The 16,209-nt window shown below is 59.6% G+C and carries 20 protein-coding genes, 1 tRNA gene and 2 pseudogenes; 5 read left to right on the top strand and 18 right to left on the bottom strand.

The window, feature by feature from the left end:
- The first annotated feature begins 10 nt into the window (after positions 1-10).
- A complete protein-coding gene (locus AT395_RS02100; RefSeq protein WP_231606074.1) occupies positions 11-358 on the top strand; it encodes an H-NS histone family protein in 348 nt (115 codons plus the stop codon).
- Positions 359-408: 50 nt separating this feature from the next.
- Here the strand turns inward: AT395_RS02100 and AT395_RS25810 are convergent, their stop codons facing one another.
- From AT395_RS25810 to AT395_RS26015, 5 genes are all read right to left on the bottom strand, one after another.
- Positions 409-1,182 (bottom strand): helix-turn-helix transcriptional regulator, encoded by a 774-nt coding sequence (locus AT395_RS25810; protein ID WP_072632746.1) that lies wholly within the window; start codon positions 1,180-1,182, stop codon positions 409-411.
- A gap of 638 nt (positions 1,183-1,820) precedes the next feature.
- A complete protein-coding gene (istB, locus tag AT395_RS02085; RefSeq protein ID WP_048628201.1) occupies positions 1,821-2,606 on the bottom strand; it encodes an IS21-like element helper ATPase IstB in 786 nt (261 codons plus the stop codon).
- Positions 2,603-3,619, bottom strand: coding sequence for an IS21 family transposase (gene istA, locus AT395_RS02080; RefSeq protein ID WP_048628202.1), 1,017 nt, complete (start codon positions 3,617-3,619; stop codon positions 2,603-2,605). The genes istB and istA overlap by 4 nt, the downstream gene beginning before the upstream one ends.
- Positions 3,620-3,693: 74 nt before the next feature.
- Positions 3,694-4,626, bottom strand: coding sequence for a hypothetical protein (locus tag AT395_RS25435; protein WP_048628203.1), 933 nt, complete (start codon positions 4,624-4,626; stop codon positions 3,694-3,696).
- A 414-nt stretch (positions 4,627-5,040) separates the two neighbouring features.
- Positions 5,041-5,526: a hypothetical protein gene (locus AT395_RS26015; RefSeq protein WP_231606079.1), complete on the bottom strand. Its 486-nt coding sequence runs from the start codon at positions 5,524-5,526 to the stop codon at positions 5,041-5,043.
- Here AT395_RS26015 and AT395_RS25955 point away from each other — a divergent pair.
- Positions 5,437-5,712 (top strand): hypothetical protein, encoded by a 276-nt coding sequence (locus tag AT395_RS25955; protein WP_231606077.1) that lies wholly within the window; start codon positions 5,437-5,439, stop codon positions 5,710-5,712. The genes AT395_RS26015 and AT395_RS25955 overlap by 90 nt on opposite strands.
- Here the strand turns inward: AT395_RS25955 and AT395_RS02060 are convergent.
- The gene (locus tag AT395_RS02060; RefSeq protein WP_082164685.1) at positions 5,640-6,167 is read right to left on the bottom strand and encodes a DUF1819 family protein; all 528 of its coding nucleotides are present in this window, start codon (positions 6,165-6,167) and stop codon (positions 5,640-5,642) included. The genes AT395_RS25955 and AT395_RS02060 overlap by 73 nt on opposite strands.
- A 181-nt stretch (positions 6,168-6,348) precedes the next feature.
- On the opposite strand from AT395_RS02060, the gene AT395_RS25430 reads away from it, so the two are divergent.
- The gene (locus AT395_RS25430; protein WP_156219668.1) at positions 6,349-6,513 is read left to right on the top strand and encodes a hypothetical protein; all 165 of its coding nucleotides are present in this window, start codon (positions 6,349-6,351) and stop codon (positions 6,511-6,513) included.
- A gap of 80 nt (positions 6,514-6,593) precedes the next feature.
- Here AT395_RS25430 and AT395_RS02055 read toward each other — a convergent pair.
- From AT395_RS02055 to petA, 7 genes and pseudogenes are all read right to left on the bottom strand, one after another.
- Positions 6,594-6,669, bottom strand: a tRNA-Thr gene (locus AT395_RS02055).
- A 121-nt stretch (positions 6,670-6,790) separates the two neighbouring features.
- On the bottom strand, positions 6,791-7,249 hold the full coding sequence (locus tag AT395_RS02050; RefSeq protein ID WP_048628205.1) for a ClpXP protease specificity-enhancing factor: 459 nt from the start codon (positions 7,247-7,249) through the stop codon (positions 6,791-6,793).
- A 76-nt stretch (positions 7,250-7,325) separates the two neighbouring features.
- Positions 7,326-7,937, bottom strand: a complete 612-nt coding sequence (locus AT395_RS02045; protein WP_010808196.1) for a glutathione S-transferase N-terminal domain-containing protein — start codon at positions 7,935-7,937, stop codon at positions 7,326-7,328.
- A gap of 83 nt (positions 7,938-8,020) precedes the next feature.
- Positions 8,021-8,740: a cytochrome c1 gene (locus tag AT395_RS02040; RefSeq protein ID WP_048628206.1), complete on the bottom strand. Its 720-nt coding sequence runs from the start codon at positions 8,738-8,740 to the stop codon at positions 8,021-8,023.
- Positions 8,737-8,895: pseudogene (locus tag AT395_RS26435) on the bottom strand (hypothetical protein); the annotation flags it as partial. The gene AT395_RS02040 and the pseudogene AT395_RS26435, both read right to left, overlap by 4 nt.
- 20 nt (positions 8,896-8,915) lie before the next feature.
- Positions 8,916-10,010, bottom strand: a pseudogene (locus AT395_RS02035) (cytochrome b); the annotation flags it as partial.
- Positions 10,011-10,157: 147 nt separating this feature from the next.
- Positions 10,158-10,772 carry a ubiquinol-cytochrome c reductase iron-sulfur subunit gene (petA, locus tag AT395_RS02030; protein ID WP_042113334.1) on the bottom strand — a complete coding sequence of 205 codons (615 nt, stop codon included), beginning with the start codon at positions 10,770-10,772 and terminating at the stop codon, positions 10,158-10,160.
- 417 nt (positions 10,773-11,189) lie between these two features.
- Here petA and mscL point away from each other — a divergent pair, with 417 nt between their 5' ends.
- The gene (gene mscL, locus AT395_RS02025) at positions 11,190-11,636 is read left to right on the top strand and encodes a large conductance mechanosensitive channel protein MscL (RefSeq protein ID WP_042113335.1); all 447 of its coding nucleotides are present in this window, start codon (positions 11,190-11,192) and stop codon (positions 11,634-11,636) included.
- A 56-nt stretch (positions 11,637-11,692) separates the two neighbouring features.
- On the opposite strand, the gene AT395_RS02020 is transcribed toward mscL, so the two are convergent.
- Entirely contained in the window at positions 11,693-12,442 is a 750-nt protein-coding gene (locus tag AT395_RS02020; protein ID WP_048628207.1) for a Nif3-like dinuclear metal center hexameric protein, read from the bottom strand.
- Positions 12,443-12,460: 18 nt separating this feature from the next.
- Here AT395_RS02020 and AT395_RS02015 point away from each other — a divergent pair, with 18 nt between their 5' ends.
- Entirely contained in the window at positions 12,461-13,678 is a 1,218-nt protein-coding gene (locus tag AT395_RS02015; RefSeq protein WP_042113339.1) for a Do family serine endopeptidase, read from the top strand.
- Positions 13,679-13,908: 230 nt separating this feature from the next.
- Here the strand turns inward: AT395_RS02015 and tatC are convergent, their stop codons facing one another.
- The 4 genes from tatC to AT395_RS01995 all read right to left on the bottom strand — a co-directional run bounded on the left by tatC (position 13,909) and on the right by AT395_RS01995 (position 16,195).
- Positions 13,909-14,700 (bottom strand): twin-arginine translocase subunit TatC, encoded by a 792-nt coding sequence (gene tatC / locus AT395_RS02010; RefSeq protein ID WP_042113340.1) that lies wholly within the window; start codon positions 14,698-14,700, stop codon positions 13,909-13,911.
- 68 nt (positions 14,701-14,768) lie between these two features.
- Positions 14,769-15,311, bottom strand: a complete 543-nt coding sequence (tatB, locus tag AT395_RS02005; protein WP_042113343.1) for a Sec-independent protein translocase protein TatB — start codon at positions 15,309-15,311, stop codon at positions 14,769-14,771.
- Positions 15,312-15,323: 12 nt separating this feature from the next.
- Positions 15,324-15,572 carry a Sec-independent protein translocase subunit TatA gene (gene tatA / locus AT395_RS02000; RefSeq protein WP_042113344.1) on the bottom strand — a complete coding sequence of 83 codons (249 nt, stop codon included), beginning with the start codon at positions 15,570-15,572 and terminating at the stop codon, positions 15,324-15,326.
- 248 nt (positions 15,573-15,820) lie between these two features.
- The gene (locus AT395_RS01995) at positions 15,821-16,195 is read right to left on the bottom strand and encodes a histidine triad nucleotide-binding protein (RefSeq protein ID WP_042113345.1); all 375 of its coding nucleotides are present in this window, start codon (positions 16,193-16,195) and stop codon (positions 15,821-15,823) included.
- Positions 16,196-16,209 lie beyond the last annotated feature (14 nt).

The raw sequence follows: 16,209 nt of genomic DNA, 5'->3' as shown, positions 1-16,209 counted from the left end.
AAGGATCGTATTGCAACGATTTTCCCTCCCTTACTTTGAACAGAGGCAAACAGTGGAGACATACGAGGAAATTCAAGCCAAGATTGAGCAGCTTCAACAGCAAGCGGCCCAAATACGGAATCGTGAGAAAGCAGAGGCGATTTCTAGCATGAGGGCGGCAATTGCCAAATATGGCATCACCCCGGCAGAGTTGGGATTTACCGCCAGTCGGCTAACTTTTTCCGGAAAATCCGCCACCACGGTAAAAGAGCCAAAATATCGAAATCCCAATACTGGCGAAACGTGGAGTGGGCGTGGCAGAGCGCCCAAATGGCTTAAGGAGAAAGGAACGGCGAAAGACGATTTTCTCGTTGCTTGACGGATCAAGTCGACTTCAGCCAGCCAAGTTGCTCGAGAGCGATTGGCTGGCTATTTATTTCCGCGCGAAGCCTGCAAAATGCGGTCCACCGCATCAGTCGGCCACGCGAGTCTTCGATTTGGCAGCTTCGTCGGCCTAACGTCGCAATAGTGCCCATCAGTCGAGTAGCCTTTGCGAATGGTTTGAGGTGCAATGCCAAGCGCAGCGGCAAACTCTTCTGTTGTTAGAAACTGGCGAAGAGGATTGGAGGGAGAAATCGGGATCGCTGCAGTAATAGGGGCAGAGGCGGCTGATAGCAATCGGCTCGCGTCAAGCGCACGTCGGTCCATGGCATCTAACCGACTAAGGATCTCATTGAGAGGCTGCGCCGTTTTCGCTGCGTATAGGGCAACTTCGAATGGCACATGAACGTTCTCACCGGGATAGCCCACTACACCTTTGAAGGCATCGATCCAAGGGAACGAGCTGAACACTGCGAATCGTTCCTTGATCTCGTAATCGACACACCAAGCAATGAAATCGATTGGAGGTAGCATCGCGGGTGCTTGCCCCTCCTCCTCGCACCAATCGTTCCATTCCCGCAAAATTCGACGCGCCTCAATGAAACGGCCGTTCGTCCCGCGATCAAGCTCAATCCCTTCCAATCCCACCCAACCGTCAGTCGGGATCTCGGTGCAGCCAGCTTCAACTTCCGGTCGGAGCCCAGCCAAAAGCATGGCACCCATCACCGGCGTCCACGCCGGCATGTCCAGATAGCAGCGGAGTTGCGCATGCAGTTGCACGCTGAATTCAATCAGTTCCTGCGGCGTCTTTTTGTTTGTCACGACTCGTTCCTTGGGAGTCCTCGCGAACAACTAAGTCCACTTGCTCAAGCATACAAGCCTCGATTTTGTCGTGCCACATCCGAAGTAGATCAAGTGGACGTTGCCGACAGTGCATCTGAGCAATCGCGAAGAGCTTATGAGCCATTTGGTCAACGACCGCCTGAACTACATTACCCTTGCCGACCACGGAGCGACGCTGACCGTAGGCGCACTCGAGAGCCTTTGGCGCCATGCCCGAGATGGAAACTTGTTGATCCGTGGGTAACACGCAAATTTCGCTTCTGTATCAGTAGTTTCCGGTTGGTCGCGTTGCTATGAGGTGACGTTACTTTTTTACGACGGACGAATTGACACATATGCCTGTAACGTGGCGGCGCCCAAGAATCGGCATCGGAAAGATCGGTTTGCGGGAACGCATCTTAATCTTCCTGATACGATCCCGTCGGTCGATTCTAGCCGCTCGACAATCAGTGGGCGGACCCGACCTCGTACTGATCAGGTATCGATGTCGCGTAAGGGTGCGACATATTGAACGTGCACAGTTCAGCCGGCGGCTCGCCCAGGTGTCAACGCCGGTTTAAATCTGACCCACCTTCCGGCGTATCGCCGAAGTAAATCTGACCCACCCAGGCTCCGTGTCACGCGGCGGCTTTCGCGCCTGCGCGTGTAGTTTGTCCAGCTTTCCGTTTGTCCTTCAGCCGATAGCTTTCGCCTGCAATCTGCACGATGTGCGCGTGATGCAGCAGCCGGTCGAGCATCGCCGCAGTCAGCGTCTGGTCGTCGGCAAATGCCGTGGCCCACTGCGTAAATGGCAGGTTGCTCGTCAGCACGATGGCTCCGCGCTCGTATCGCTTGGCCACCACGTTAAAAAGCAGATTGGCTTCCTCGCGTCCAAACGGCAGGTAGCCGATTTCATCGATAACCAGCAGCTTTGGGCCAACCACGGCGCGGTTAAAAAACTCCCGCAGCCGGTTCTGCTGCCGGGCTGTGGCCAACTGCATCATCAAGTCGGCGGCGGTCGTGAAGCGCGTCTTGATTCCTGCCTGTGTCGCCCGATACGCCAGGGCGCAGGCGATGTGCGTTTTGCCCACGCCAGATGGCCCGAGCAGCACGACATTCTCGGCCCGTTCGATAAACGCCAGCCCGGCCAGCTCCTGGATTTGGGCTCGCGGTGCGCCGCTGGCGAAGCCAAAGTCGTATTGCTCCAGCGTCTTGATGCCCGGCAGGGAGGCCATCTTGGTCAGCGTCTGGCGCTTGCGTTCCTCTCGGGCATCCCGTTCGGTCAGCAGTAGCTGTTCGAGGAAGTCGGCGTGACTGGCATCAGCGTTGGCAGCGTTCTGGGCCAGCACGCTCCAGTCGTTCCCGATGCGGTCCAGTTTCAGTTCGTCACACAGCCCTGCAATGCGTTCATGCTGGAGATTCATGCTGCCACCTCCAGCAAGGCGTCGTAGACCGACAGCGGATGCTGCAGGCTTTCGCTCGGCAGCACTCGCTTAAGCCGCGTCGGTACCGGTGCTGTAATCGAGGTCGACACCGGCAACGGCAGCAGTGCCGCTTGCTCTAACGGCAGTCGAACCGACGGTTTCTCTTTCGTCGTGGCATGCACCCGGACATTCGCCACCTCGGCCAGCCAGCGGCCAATATGGCCGTTAGCCGCCTCGACATCCAGCTTCAGGCCAGATTGCTTGAGCGTCGCCGCCAGCGGCACCACGAAGCTCTGCTTCAGATACCGGTTGAAGCGCTCGACCTTGCCCTTGGTCTTGGCACGGTACGGCCTGAATACCTTCGGCGTAAATCCATACGTTTCCGCCAGCGCCAACATCTCGCCGTTCCAGCGATGATGACCGTCGCCGTAAGCATCGCGTTCGACGATGACCGACTTGGCGTTATCGAACAGCACATGCTCGGGCGTGCCGCCGAAGTAGACGAAGGCTTCTCGCAGACACTGGCACAACGTCGTGGCATCCTCGCCGCTCGTGAAACGCACGTACGTCGCCCGGCTGTAGCCCAGCGTGGCGACCAGCGCCAGCAACGGCGACCTGCCGCGTCGGATCGTGGTGAAGTCGGCTTGCATCTGTCGGCCTGGCGGCGTCTCGAAGCGCACGACCGGTTCCGGCTCCGCGTCCCTGTATGGCGCGAGGAACACCTTGAGTTGGCTGATACCGCCGTCGTAGCCTTCTTCCCGCAACTCGCGCAGCAACACCGTTGCCGGAATCCAGTGCGGCCGCGCCGCCTCGATTCGCCCAAGCAGGTACGCCTTGAACGGGTCCAGTTTGGTTGGCCGAGGCTCTCGCCCCTTATACCGGCTAGCCTTCTGGTCGCGCAGATATCGTCGGACCGTGTTCCGCGAGACACCCATCTGCCTCGCTATCTCCCGCACCGGCGCTCCGCGCCTTGCCAATACCTTGATTTCCACTGCTTGCTCCTGAGTCAGCATCGGCGGCAAAAGCCGCCATCCTCTCCCAGGTGGGTCAGATTCACTTCGGCGGGTGGGTCAGTTTTACATCGGCGCTAACACCCAGGTTCTTGAAGCCTTGCGAGTTGCTCTTCGAGTTCCTGGATACGCCTCCTGTCCACCTCACGTTGACGTCGCTCGTGTAAAGCCAACGCGTTGTAAGCTTCAATTACTTCGCCGACGACAAATTCTACGGGCGTAGCCGCCTCGTCGTCGCCGTTTACGGTACCCTGTTCTTCCGCGCGCCGCGCGATGTCAAACAGCCGCTGCACCACCCGCGGGTCTTTGATGACCTGCCCACCGGCGGCGCTATTAAGATCATCGAACTGGACCGCCAAGTCCCCAAGCCAGCGAGCGGGATACTCGGAAAGGTTTCGCACGAGCCGTGCCTGCTCCGCCTTCTGCTCCGCCCGCTGGTTTACCAACCGTTGCTTATGCTTCGCCCGCAGCGACTCACGCGCTTGGTCCACCCGCTCATCGGCGCGTGCTCGCGCCCGGTCGATCACCGCGTTTACGTCGGGCCCAGCGTTCTCCTGATGCAGGCGCTTCATCATGGTGTTACCGCCGAAATCGGACAGCGGCACGAATCGAGCAATCATCGCGTCGGGTTTGCGCGTGCCGAATGTGCGTTCAAGAAAACCCGCGAGACGCTCCTCGGGGTCCGGCCGGGTGGATCGCGCGGTGGCGAAGGTCACCGGGTTTTCAGTGTAGAGCAGGAGGTTCGCGTCGATAAGAAAATCGAGCTGGAAGTCGAGGAGCTGCGCTTTCGTCGGCGAGGGGAGCTCGTCGCGACTCGCCTCGGCCTCTTTGTGCCGGAGTTTGGCGGCCTCGGTATCGCCGAGTGTGCGGCGCTTGGGCGCCGGATCTTCCTTCGGTGCACGGCCGACGGCCTCGGCGCGCGCTGCGGCTTTGGTGCGTGAGAGACCCGTTCGCACGAGCTTGCCCAACAGGCTTTCGCTCTTACTCTTGACGGTGGTCGCCGTCTTCATGGGCTTCTTCGGCTTGACGGTTTTTTTAGTCGGAGTCGTCTTAATCGCCTTCTTCGGCTTCAACGGCTTGATGGTCTTCGCGGCAGGGCTTGCAGTTTTAGCTCTCGCGGTCTTAGTCTCAGCGGCTCGTGCGGGCATAGCGTAGTCTCAGCGTGTTGTCGCTTGGCGTGGCGTTGGCAGATCGCTTGGGCTGCTGCGAGTGGCATCTCGTATGCCCGTGGGTGGCCATTTTGGCCTTTTTGCAGAGCCCGAGCAATCGACAAGATACCTGAGAAATGCTTTCGGTTTGCACGTTGCGAATGTAATGCCGTTCGATAGGGTAATTCCCGACCCCGGCCTCGCAGTTCACCCTCCGTAAGAAGTGGGAGAGGCTGCTGCCCGAGCGGCGGGGACTGTTGATGCTGTTGGCCCGGTTTAACCTGTCCGATACTCAAGCCCAGCGCCGGTATCAACCGACGGAACGTGCGAAAGCCGGACAAGAAGATCCCAAGCCCTGCCGGCCCAGAGGGAATCATCTACGGTGACAAAGCTATCACCGTCATCAACAAGAGCGGGCGCGAGACCTATCCGGAAAAGGATGATGCCTGTGTTGCCAACGGCGACATCGGCATTGTCACCGGGCACCGCAGGACCAGGGGGAGAAATTGAGCGCCTCACGAAGTCGAAGTTGAGTTGGCCTCGCAGCCCGAGATTTCCTACAAGTACAAGCCGTGGGAATTCGATTCGCAGGAGAGTACGCCACCGCTTGAACTGGCCTATGCGCTGACCGTGCATAAGACGCAGGGAAGTGCGTTCGGCAAAACCTTCGTTGTGGTTCCAAACCCCTGCCGCAACTTGACGCGTGAAATGCTGTACACCGCCCAGACACGCCAGCGGGACAAGATCATCATTCTTCACCAAGGGGACTTCCGGGACCCGCCTCTTCGAATTCGCCGTCTCCACGTTCACGAATCGCTGATTCGGCCGGTGCTTCTGACAACCACAGATGCGGGAGATAGTGGGTTAAATTCTGCTCACTCGACGCCTAGCGCCTTGAAAACGGCGTCGTCGCGGTGCTCACATTCAGCAAGGAAACCGTCCCATTGACGATGATTCAGATTCTTTTCCAGGCGTCGCAGATCCATCGCGTAAACATCGCGCATAAAGTCGCCCAGCAGCCGGCTATGACGAATCGCCGCCGACAGCAAAATCTGTCGGCAAAGCTCGCCGTCGCCTTCGACCACAAGTCGAACGCCCTCTTCGTCCAAGGTTTCGAGGCGACGACGGATTAGGCGTGCCTGACGCTTAGCCGTGGCTGGCTTCTTCTGCAATAAATTCTCGTCGTTCAGGGCCGACTCCCACAGTTCGTCGCTGGGTCGCGAAAGCAAAAGGGGCGCGATCCGCCGGCTCTCAGGAATCATCAGTGAACCTGCGGAGATTTCGGCGTTATACAGGCCCACCGCACATCTCCCCAACAATCCCCCGGATGACGTGGGTTGTCGTGCCCAGACCGCAGCCTTCGCAAATGGTCGCAAGTTCCCATTTTGATCACGCTGTTCCATCAACTTTCTTCATCGCCCGTGATTCGCTGAGCGCGCAGCGCCCATCACTTCAAAGTCGCCATTATCGCGTACAGCTCGGCCAAACCCGTTATCACGATTCTGATGACTGACGAGGACTGAGTTTCACACGCCTCTTCGATGACCGCGAGGCGTTTCCCAACCGCTCAGCATGGAGGGCGCTATGACATACCCTATCAATCCGGCAACCGGCTTGCCGATGACCAGCGAGGATTACCCTGGCGTCGATGTCGGCGGCAGCCCGTTCGGCACGCGCCTCTCAGTTGCAGTGGTCGGCGCCCTTCCGGGATGCCGTGCAACCGAAGCAACGTACACCGGGATTGACTGAATCCGGTTACACGCTGGTTACATGGCCGCCAGAAATGAACAAGGGGTTACAAGAAAAATCTTGTAACCCCTTGATTTTATTGGTGCCGGCTGCAGGACTCGAACCCGCCACCTGATGATTACAAATCAACTGCTCTACCAGATGAGCTAAGCCGGCGAAGTCGCATATTGTAACCGATTCATCGGTCGCTGCGGCTACCTGGCAGTGAAAAATCGTCCGAGAGTGCGGGTGAATGGTCAATGCTCATAAGCACTACGCCACTCACCCAGCAATCACGTTACTTCACCACCTTCAGGTGAGCGCGGCCGGCATTACCGCCCGCCGGCGCGTTGCCGCCAGGTCTCGGCGGTTCCGGATCGTCGTCGCCCGGCTCCTGCACCGACGGCACGGCTTCCAGCTCCGTCCCCTCGTCCGCAGACGCCTGCTTGTCGACCGGAAATGCCATCCCCTGACCATTCTCACGGGCGTAGATCGCCAGTACGTTCGGTACCTGCACTTCCACCTTCTGTGAGATACCACCGAAACGGGCGCTGAATTCAATCCAGTCGTTGCCCATCTGCAATCCGCTCGTGGCGTCGAAGCTGATGTTCAGCACGATCTCGCCATCTTTCACAAACTCGCGCGGAACTCGCGTCTTGGCATCGACATGCACGGCCAAATACGGTGTATATCCGTTGTCGGTACACCACTCGTACAGCGCGCGCAGAAGATAAGGCTTGGTAGACGTTTCAGGCATATGACCAACTCACCCCGCCGCGAAACCCGATCGCCATTCTCGGCAAACCAGCTTCGCCAGCGGGTAATTCAACGCATTAGCGACGCATCACCTTTTCAGACGGCGTCAGCGCTTCAATGTACGCCGGACGGCTGAAAATCCGCTCGGCATACTTCATCAACGGCGCAGCATTCTTCGACAACTCAATGCCATAGTGATCCAGACGCCACAGCAGCGGCGCAATCGCCACGTCGAGCATCGAGAACTCTTCGCCCAGCATGTATTTGTTCTTCACGAAAATCGGCGCAAGCTGCGTCAGACGATCGCGAATCGCTCCACGCGCCTTCTCATGCGTCTTCTCTGCCGCCTTGCCCTTCTCGTTCTCGAGCGAGCTCACATGCACAAACAGCTCTTTCTCGAAATTGAACAGGAACAGGCGCGCACGCGCACGCTGAACCGGATCGGCCGGCATCAGCTGCGGATGCGGGAATCGCTCGTCAATGTACTCATTGATGATGTTCGATTCGTACAGAATCAGGTCACGCTCGACAAGAATCGGCACCTGACCGTACGGGTTCATCACCGCAATGTCTTCCGGCTTGTTGAACAGGTCGACGTCACGGATTTCGAAATCCATGCCTTTTTCGAACAAAACCAGCCGGCAACGCTGGGAGAAGGGGCACGTAGTGCCCGAGTACAAAACCATCATAGCGCGTCTTCCTTAAAAACCAACGGGGCCGGGGCGGGAAACCGACGCTTCCCAAACCCTGGCCCCGTCGTACAGACGTTATTTTACTTCACGTCCTTCCAATAGGCCGCATTCAGGCGCCAGGCAAGTACCGTAAAGAGTCCCAAGAACAACAAAACCCAGACACCCAACTGCCGACGCGTGCGTTGCGCCGGTTCTGACATCCAATCCAGATAAGATACCAGATCAGCCACGGCAGAATCGAATTCCACCGGTTTCATCGTCCCCTGAGTGATCTGCACGTACTGCGCCGGACCATGCTCCGCGCCCTCCACGTGCTTCAAACCTCGCTGCCCCTGCAACTGCCAGAACGGGTTCGGCATGCCCACATTCGGGAACGCCAGGTTGTTCCAACCCGTCGGCCGCGCATCGTCCCGATAGAACGTACGCAAGTACGTGTACAGCCAGTCCGTACCGCGCGCCCGCGCCTCGACCGACAGATCGGGCGGTGCCGATCCGAACCACTCCTTGGCATCCGCAGCGCGCATGGCCACTGTCATGGTCTCGCCAATCTTGTCTGTCGTGAAAAGCAGGTTGTTCTTGATCTCCGTGTCCGACAATCCCAGATCTTTCAGGCGCGAATACCGCATCGACGCCGCCGAATGGCAATTCAGACAGTAGTTCACGAACAGCTTCGCGCCGCGCTGCAACGAGGCCAGATCGTCGATCCGATTGGGCGCCGTGTCGAGCGCCACACCCTCTTCAGCAAAAGCCGGCGCCGTGAAACTACTCAGGAGCGCCAGGATAAGCAACAGTTTTCTCATCTTGATATCCCTAGTCGTCGTTTGCGTGCGCTCAGTGCGCCGCGAAGGTCACGCGCTCCGGCACCGGCTTGAATGTGCCCCGCTTGCTCCAGAGCGGCATCAGCCAGAAGAATCCGAAGTAGTACAGCGCGCCGACCTGCGAGATCGCGGTCTTCACGGGCGTCGGTTCCTGGATCCCCAGATACCCCAACACGGCAAAAATGACGACGAGAATACCCAACAGCACCTTGTGGAAGCCCGGACGGTAACGAATCGACTTCACCGGGCTATGGTCCAGCCACGGCAGGAAGAACAGCGTGACCACCGCACCGCCCATCACCACCACACCCCAGAACTTGGCTTCGGTCAGATACATCGCCAACAGCAGCAACACCACACCGCCAGACGCTGCCACTTTCGTCGTCGCCGCCGCCTTGCCCTTGATCCACCAGACAGCCGTGACGATCACCGCCAGCACCATGAGCACGTGCTTAAAGTCGTCGGTCGTGGCGCGCAGCATCGAGTAGAACGGGGTGAAATACCACACCGGCGCAATATGCGGCGGCGTCTTGAGCGGATCGGACGGGATGAAGTTGTTCGCTTCCAGGAAGTAACCGCCCATCGTCGGCGCGAAAAAAACGATCGCCGAGAACACCATCAGAAACACGCCCACGCCCATGATGTCGTGCACCGTGTAATACGGATGGAACGGAATACCGTCGAGCGGCCGGCCGTTGGCGTCCTTCTTGTCCTTGATCTCAATGCCGTCGGGGTTGTTCGACCCGACTTCGTGCAGCGCGATGATGTGCGCGACGATCAGCCCGATCAGCACCAACGGGATCGCAATCACATGGAACGCGAAGAAGCGGTTGAGCGTGGCGTCCGACACCACGTAGTCGCCACGGATCCACAGCGACAGATCCGGGCCGATGAACGGAATCGCCGAGAAGAGGTTCACGATCACCTGAGCGCCCCAGTACGACATCTGCCCCCAGGGCAGCAGATAGCCCATGAACGCTTCGGCCATCAGGCACAGGAAGATCAGACAGCCGAACACCCACACCAGCTCGCGCGGCTTGCGATACGAGCCATACAACAGCCCGCGGAACATATGCAGATACACCACGACGAAGAACATCGAGGCGCCCGTCGAGTGCATGTAACGGATGAGCCAGCCCCACGGCACTTCGCGCATGATGTACTCGACCGACGCGAACGCGAGGTTGGCATCGGGCTTGTAGTTCATCACCAGGAAAATACCGGTGAGAATCTGGATCACCAGCACTAACATGGCCAGCGAACCGAAGAAATACCAGAAATTGAAATTCTTGGGCGCGTAATATTCGGACGCGTGCTCCCGCCAGAGCTGGGTGAGCGGGAACCGTCGGTCGATCCAGCCCAGCAAGCCCGTCGTGTCGACCTGTTTGTCGGCGGCCATTTACGCTTCTCCTTTTTCGTCTTTACCGATCACGATCTTGGTGTCGTTCACGAACATGTAACGAGGAACGTCGAGATTCTTTGGCGCCGGTTTGTTCTTGAAGACGCGGCCCGACATATCGTAGGTGGAACCATGGCACGGGCACAGGAAGCCCGGATCGTGGCCCAGCGCGGCGTTGGTGTTCGCCTGATAGGGGCCGGAAGGAATGCAGCCGAGATGAGTACAGATGCCGACCACCACGAGCAGGTCCTTCTGCTCGGTACGCGCGCGGAACGCGTTCTTGCAATAGTCGGGCATCGGGTAGGAAAACGTTTCCTTGGAGTCCGGATCGGCCAGTTCTGCCGTCACTTTGGACAGCGAAGCCATCTCGTCCGGCGTGCGGCGCACGATCCAGACAGGCAGACCCCGCCACGCCACGGTCATCTTCTCCCCGGGCTTGAGATTGCCAATGTCGGCCTCGACCGGTGCCCCACCTGCCTTGGCACGCTCCGAGGGTTCCAGGGAACTGACGAAAGGAACCAGTGTTGCAACGCCGCCCACGCCTCCAGCTACGGACGTCGCAATCAACAGATTCCGGCGGCTACTGTCGACGGCCTTTTCTTGATTGTCACTCATCACAAGCCCCACACGGTTGAATTGGTATTTCCGTCAACCTGAAATCATACGCGAGCGCAAATGCCTGAAACAACGGCAAAACGCCCCAGTCTCCTAGTGGTTTTCGCGTATTTTCAAAGGATTAACGTACCCTGCGGGTGGCAAGCGCTCACCCGGGGTTTCGCTTCTGGGATGCTGCACGAGAACCGCTATGATCGCTGCTTTCGTTGACGCGTGCACGACATTTAGTCATCATTTTCGTTGTCTCGCCCCGGTGACATCGTGCGCGGCCTGTGGCAATCGCGTGACAATGCTCATCGCGACCCATGCCGCTGGCCTGTGGCCTCGCACGGAATTACCGGTCAATCAATGCCAATTCGTGAGGGCTGGCGCAGCGATGCACCCCCCGGCCACTCATCAAAACAGCGGAGGAATGGCATGAGCTTCATGTCGGAATTCAAGGAATTTGCCGTCAAAGGCAATGTGATCGATCTGGCCGTCGGTGTGATTATCGGCGGGGCCTTCGGCAAGATCGTCGATTCGGTCGTCAAGGACCTGATCATGCCGATCGTCGGTGCGATCTTCGGCGGTCTCGATTTCTCGAGCAAATTCATCCTGCTCGGCACGATCCCCCCTGACTTCAAGGGCAACCCGACGTCCTACGCCGACCTGACCAAGGCCGGTGTGGCCGTCTTCGGTTACGGTAATTTCATCACCGTCGCCCTCAACTTCCTGATTCTGGCCTTCATCATCTTTCTGATGGTCAAGCAGATCAACCGGCTCAAGCGCCCGGCACCGGAAGCCCCGGCAGCACCGGCGCCCACCCCGGAAGACATTGTTCTGCTGCGCGAAATCCGCGACAGCCTCAAGAAGCAGAACGGGTGACGCTTCGCGGGCGGCGAGGCTGATGTAACGCCGCCCCCGAGCGGGGCTCGTCCGGGTCAGGCCGGGTTCGGCATATCGAAGAACCGGTGTTCGAGCCCGAAACGCGCCGCGACATGCTCGCCAACGGCCTTCGCGCCGCCACGCTCTGTCGCGTGGTGTCCCGCCGCCAGATATCCCACGCCGCTTTCAAGCGCGAGATGCTGGGTCGGCTCGGACACTTCGCCGCTGATGTAAGCATCGGCCCCGGCCGCAATCGCCGCTTCGAAGAAGCCCTGTGCCCCGCCGGTGCACCACGCTACGCGGCGCACCTCCCGGTTCGGCGCCCCCAGCATCAGGGGCACGCGCCCCAGCCGGGCCCCGACATGCGCCGCCAGCGCCGCCAATGTCGTCGGCTGCGCCGGTGCCCCGAGCCAGCCGAGCTGATCCGGGCCGAATCGGCCCCCATCGTCGGTAAAATCCAGCAATTTGCCGAGTTGTGCGTTGTTCCCCATTTCAGGATGCGCGTCGAGCGGCAAGTGGTAGGCGAACAGGTTGATGTCATGACCGATCAACACCCCCAGACGACGACGTTTCATGCCGGTAATGCGGGCATCTTCGTTCTTCCAGAAATAGCCGTGGTGAACGAGAACGGCATCGGCGCCCCAGTCGCGGGCTGCCTCGAGAAAGGCCAGGCTGGCGGTCACGCCACTAGCGATTTTTCGGATGTCGCTACGCCCCTCGACCTGTAGACCGTTGGGGCAGTAATCGCGAAATTGCGCGATTTGCAGGGTATCGTTCAGATACAATTCGAGTTCAACACGATTCATATAAGGTCTCGCTCTTTCATGCTCAGACGCTTCTGGCTACTGTTCGCGCAAGCGGTCACCGTGCTGCTTGCGTTGCTCTTCATCATCGCCACTCTCAAGCCTCAGTGGCTGCAACGCCAGGGTTCGTTCGGCAAGCAACTGGCCAATCCGATCATCGCCTTGCAGGAAGTGGCGCCGAGTCTGTCGGACAAGCCGGCGACCGGCTCGTATGCTGACGGCGCGCAAAAGGCCATGCCCGCGGTGGTCAGCATTTTTTCCAGCAAGGAACAAAAGCAGAATCGCGATCCGCGCCTCGACGATCCGCTGTTCCGCTATTTCTTCGGCGACGGCGGCGGCACGGTGCGGCAAGATCCGGTGTCGAGCCTCGGCTCGGGCGTGATTGTGAGCAGCGAAGGCTATATTCTCACGAATCACCATGTGGTGGACGGCGCCGACGAGATCGAAGTCGCCCTCGCCGATGGCCGCAAGGCCCGCGCCAAGCTGGTCGGCAGCGACCCCGAGACCGATCTGGCGGTTCTGAAGATCACGCTCGACAACCTGCCTGCCATCACGCTCGGCCGCATGGAGCAGGTGCGGGTGGGCGACGTGGTGCTCGCGATCGGCAACCCGTTCGGCGTGGGTCAGACGGTCACGATGGGCATCATCAGCGCATTGGGCCGCAATCACCTCGATATCAGCACGTTCGAGAACTTCATTCAGACGGATGCCGCCATCAACCCGGGCAACTCGGGCGGCGCGCTGGTCGACGTGAACGGCAATCTGCTGGGGATCAACACCGCGATCTACTCGCGTAGCGGCGGCAATATGGGTATCGGTTTCGCGATTCCCGTGTCGACGGCCCGCTCGGTACTCGAGAGCATCATCACCACCGGTGCGGTCACGCGCGGCTGGGTCGGCGTAGAGCCGCAGGACATCACCTCGGATATCGCCGAGTCCTTCGGTCTGCAACAGGATTCGGGCGTGATCATCGCAGGTGTGGTGCAGGGCGGGCCGGCCGACAAGGCGGGCGTTCAGCCGGGCGACATTCTGACCAAGGTGAACGACGCGTCGATTCGCGACACGACCGAGTTGCTCAACGTCATCGCCCAGATCAAGCCGGGCACGCAGGCCAAGCTGCATGTCACGCGCAAGAAGAAGGAACTGGACCTCACCGTGATGATCGGCAAGCGCCCGCCGCCGCCCAAGCGGCCGGCGCAGGACGAAGACGACGGTAGCGACGACAACAACGCCGATTGACGGCATCGGGCTCCCGGCAAGACAAAACGGCTGCGCTTCGGCGCGGCCGTTTTCGTTTGGGCGACGAATATCGGCGCCCTCGACCCTGGCGAATTGAGCGCCGTCGCGCCGTCGCTTCCCATCGCCCAACAAAAAAGCACGGGACTCGCCCGTGCTTTCGTGTGCTTGCCAACCTATCGCTGTCGCGAGCGGTGTGCCCGGCGTCCCCGCTCGGGCAACGTCCGATGACGTTACGGCGCCGCCTGCCCGTTCCCTTCGCTGCCTTCGTCCTCCGTGCGTCCCTGCTTGACGAAGATCCGTGCGGCGATCAGGCCCAACTCGTAAAGGATGATCAGCGGAATCGCCAGCATCAGTTGCGAGAGGACGTCCGGCGGCGTGACGACGGCGGCCAGCACGAAGGCGCCCACCACCACGTACGGCCGAATCTGCTTGAGCTTCTGAATGCTCACCACGCCCATACGCGCGAGCACCACCACCACGACCGGGACTTCGAAGGTCACCCCGAAGCACAGGAACATTGTGAGGACAAAACTCAGGTAGTTGTCGATATCGGTGTTCATCTCCGCGCCCAAAGGCGCGTTGTAATGCGCCATGAAGTGGAACACGGTCGGGAACACAAGGAAGTAGGCGAACGCCATGCCGAGCAGAAACAGCGTGTAGCTGCTGACAACGAGCGGCATTACCAGCTTCTTTTCATGCTGGTACAACCCCGGTGCGACGAACGCCCATGCCTGATACAGCACGATGGGTAGCGCCACGACGAACGCGACCATCATCGTGACCTTCATCGGCACGAAGAACGAACCGGTGATGTCCGTGACGATCATCTTGCCGCCGGCCGGCAGCGATTGCATCAGCGGGCGGGAAAGCAGCCGGAAGATGTCAGGCGCCCAATAGACCAGCGAGAGGAACACAACGATCACTGCCGTACCTGCGCGAATAATGCGATTGCGCAGCTCGATCAGATGCGAGATGAAAGTCTCTTCGGTGCCCCCGTCGGGGATTTGCTTGTCGTCGCTCACGTCGACTTATCCAGGAATGAAGCCGGCAGCACAGTGCCAGTTGGCGGGAAGTTCGGTGCGCAAGCGCCTCAGAAGAACTTGACGGGCCGGCGCAGTTTGGCCGGCGTGTGACGCGCCACGCGCGCGGCTCCCGACTGCACCCGCGTGCGCGTGGTGCTGGCCTGCTTGAACCACATCGGCGTGGCAGCCCGGCGCACGCGCCAGTTGCGGCGCTTGGTCGAGGCACGTATGCCCGACGTCACCACCGGCTCGGCAAGATAGCTATCGGAATACCCGGTCGCTGCATCTGTGCCTCCGCCGGCGATCTCGCCCGTCGATGTCCCCGTGGCACTCGCCCAAGCGTCGTTGAGCGATGCTTCCTGCTCGTGCAGTTGTTTTTGAACGGTGTTCTGGGCGCTGCGGGCCGCTTCCTCGAACTGCGTGCGCATGTTGCGCAGCTCGTCGAGCTCCATCTCGCGGCTCACTTCAGCCTTCACATCGTTGATATAGCGCTGGGCGCGGCCGAAGAGCGCGCCCGCCGTACGAGCCACTTTCGGCAGGCGCTCGGGACCGATCACGACCAGCGCGACAACGCCGATCAACATCAGTTTGGAAAGGCCGAGATCGATCATGTCGACGCCGGCTTAGCCTTGCTTGTGATTGCTCGCGTCCTTGGCCTGCACGTCGATGGTGGTCGAATCGCGCAGTTCCTTGGCAGCAGCCGGGTCGTCCTTGGCCGCCGGAGCGCCACCTTCGCCCTCCTTCATGCCATCTTTGAAGCCCTTTACCGCACCGCCCAGATCGCTACCGATATTGCGCAGCTTCTTGGTGCCGAAAACCATCATCACGATCACCAGCACGATCAGCCAGTGCCAAATACTCAACGAACCCATGACCACTCTCCTTGCGTTTCCCCACCCCTGCCGCCTCGCGACGGGGTCTTATTGGGGCGCTCTGTGTTTGCCCCGGTGAGCGCAGCAATAATGCCCCATTGTGGCACATCGTGCGTCACGTCCTGCATCGTAACCGGGCCGGACGCCGGGTAGAAATAAATGTTTCGTGAAACCTTTCCCGATGCGGAACTGTTGCACAAACTGACAACATCACGCGGCAATTCGTCGCATTATGCTGCCACCATCACTTACATACGCTTCCACGGCCGAGGGCCGGCCAGGATATGCATGTGAAGATGATAAACCTCTTGCCCGCCACCCGGCCCCGTGTTCATCACGACCCGGAAGCCGTTGCCTTCGATGTTCGACGCATTCCCGTCGAAACGATAGCCCTGTTCGGCCGCCAGTTTGGGTGCGAGCAGCATCATCTTGCCGAGCAGCGCCTGGTGTTCGGGCTCGCAGTCCTGCAACGTGGCAATGTGCTCGCGCGGCACCATCAGCAAATGCAGGTCGGCTGCAGGATTGATGTCCTTGAACACCACGACGTCGTCGTCGGCGTAGACCTGCGTGCTCGGAATCTGCCCGGCGATAATTTTGCAGAAGATACAGTTATCTTGCGTCATACGTGTGTCTTCCT

It is taken from the genome of Pandoraea apista, from assembly GCF_001465595.2.
In the GTDB taxonomy this organism is placed as follows: Bacteria; Pseudomonadota; Gammaproteobacteria; order Burkholderiales; family Burkholderiaceae; genus Pandoraea; species Pandoraea apista.
The sequence above is the reverse complement of the archived record's forward strand: the minus strand, read 5'-3'. Positions and strand labels throughout refer to the sequence as shown.

Coding starts and splice junctions, on each gene's coding strand:
- istB (WP_048628201.1), bottom strand. CDS start 2,606: ATGAATCTCCAGCATGAACGCATTGCAGGGCTGTGTGACGAACTGAAA.
- istA (WP_048628202.1), bottom strand. CDS start 3,619: ATGCTGACTCAGGAGCAAGCAGTGGAAATCAAGGTATTGGCAAGGCGC.
- AT395_RS25435 (WP_048628203.1), bottom strand. CDS start 4,626: ATGAAGACGGCGACCACCGTCAAGAGTAAGAGCGAAAGCCTGTTGGGC.
- AT395_RS02060 (WP_082164685.1), bottom strand. CDS start 6,167: ATGGAACAGCGTGATCAAAATGGGAACTTGCGACCATTTGCGAAGGCT.
- AT395_RS25430 (WP_156219668.1), top strand. CDS start 6,349: ATGACATACCCTATCAATCCGGCAACCGGCTTGCCGATGACCAGCGAG.
- AT395_RS02050 (WP_048628205.1), bottom strand. CDS start 7,249: ATGCCTGAAACGTCTACCAAGCCTTATCTTCTGCGCGCGCTGTACGAG.
- AT395_RS02045 (WP_010808196.1), bottom strand. CDS start 7,937: ATGATGGTTTTGTACTCGGGCACTACGTGCCCCTTCTCCCAGCGTTGC.
- AT395_RS02040 (WP_048628206.1), bottom strand. CDS start 8,740: ATGAGAAAACTGTTGCTTATCCTGGCGCTCCTGAGTAGTTTCACGGCG.
- petA (WP_042113334.1), bottom strand. CDS start 10,772: ATGAGTGACAATCAAGAAAAGGCCGTCGACAGTAGCCGCCGGAATCTG.
- mscL (WP_042113335.1), top strand. CDS start 11,190: ATGAGCTTCATGTCGGAATTCAAGGAATTTGCCGTCAAAGGCAATGTG.
- AT395_RS02020 (WP_048628207.1), bottom strand. CDS start 12,442: ATGAATCGTGTTGAACTCGAATTGTATCTGAACGATACCCTGCAAATC.
- AT395_RS02015 (WP_042113339.1), top strand. CDS start 12,461: ATGCTCAGACGCTTCTGGCTACTGTTCGCGCAAGCGGTCACCGTGCTG.
- tatB (WP_042113343.1), bottom strand. CDS start 15,311: ATGATCGATCTCGGCCTTTCCAAACTGATGTTGATCGGCGTTGTCGCG.
- tatA (WP_042113344.1), bottom strand. CDS start 15,572: ATGGGTTCGTTGAGTATTTGGCACTGGCTGATCGTGCTGGTGATCGTG.
- AT395_RS01995 (WP_042113345.1), bottom strand. CDS start 16,195: ATGACGCAAGATAACTGTATCTTCTGCAAAATTATCGCCGGGCAGATT.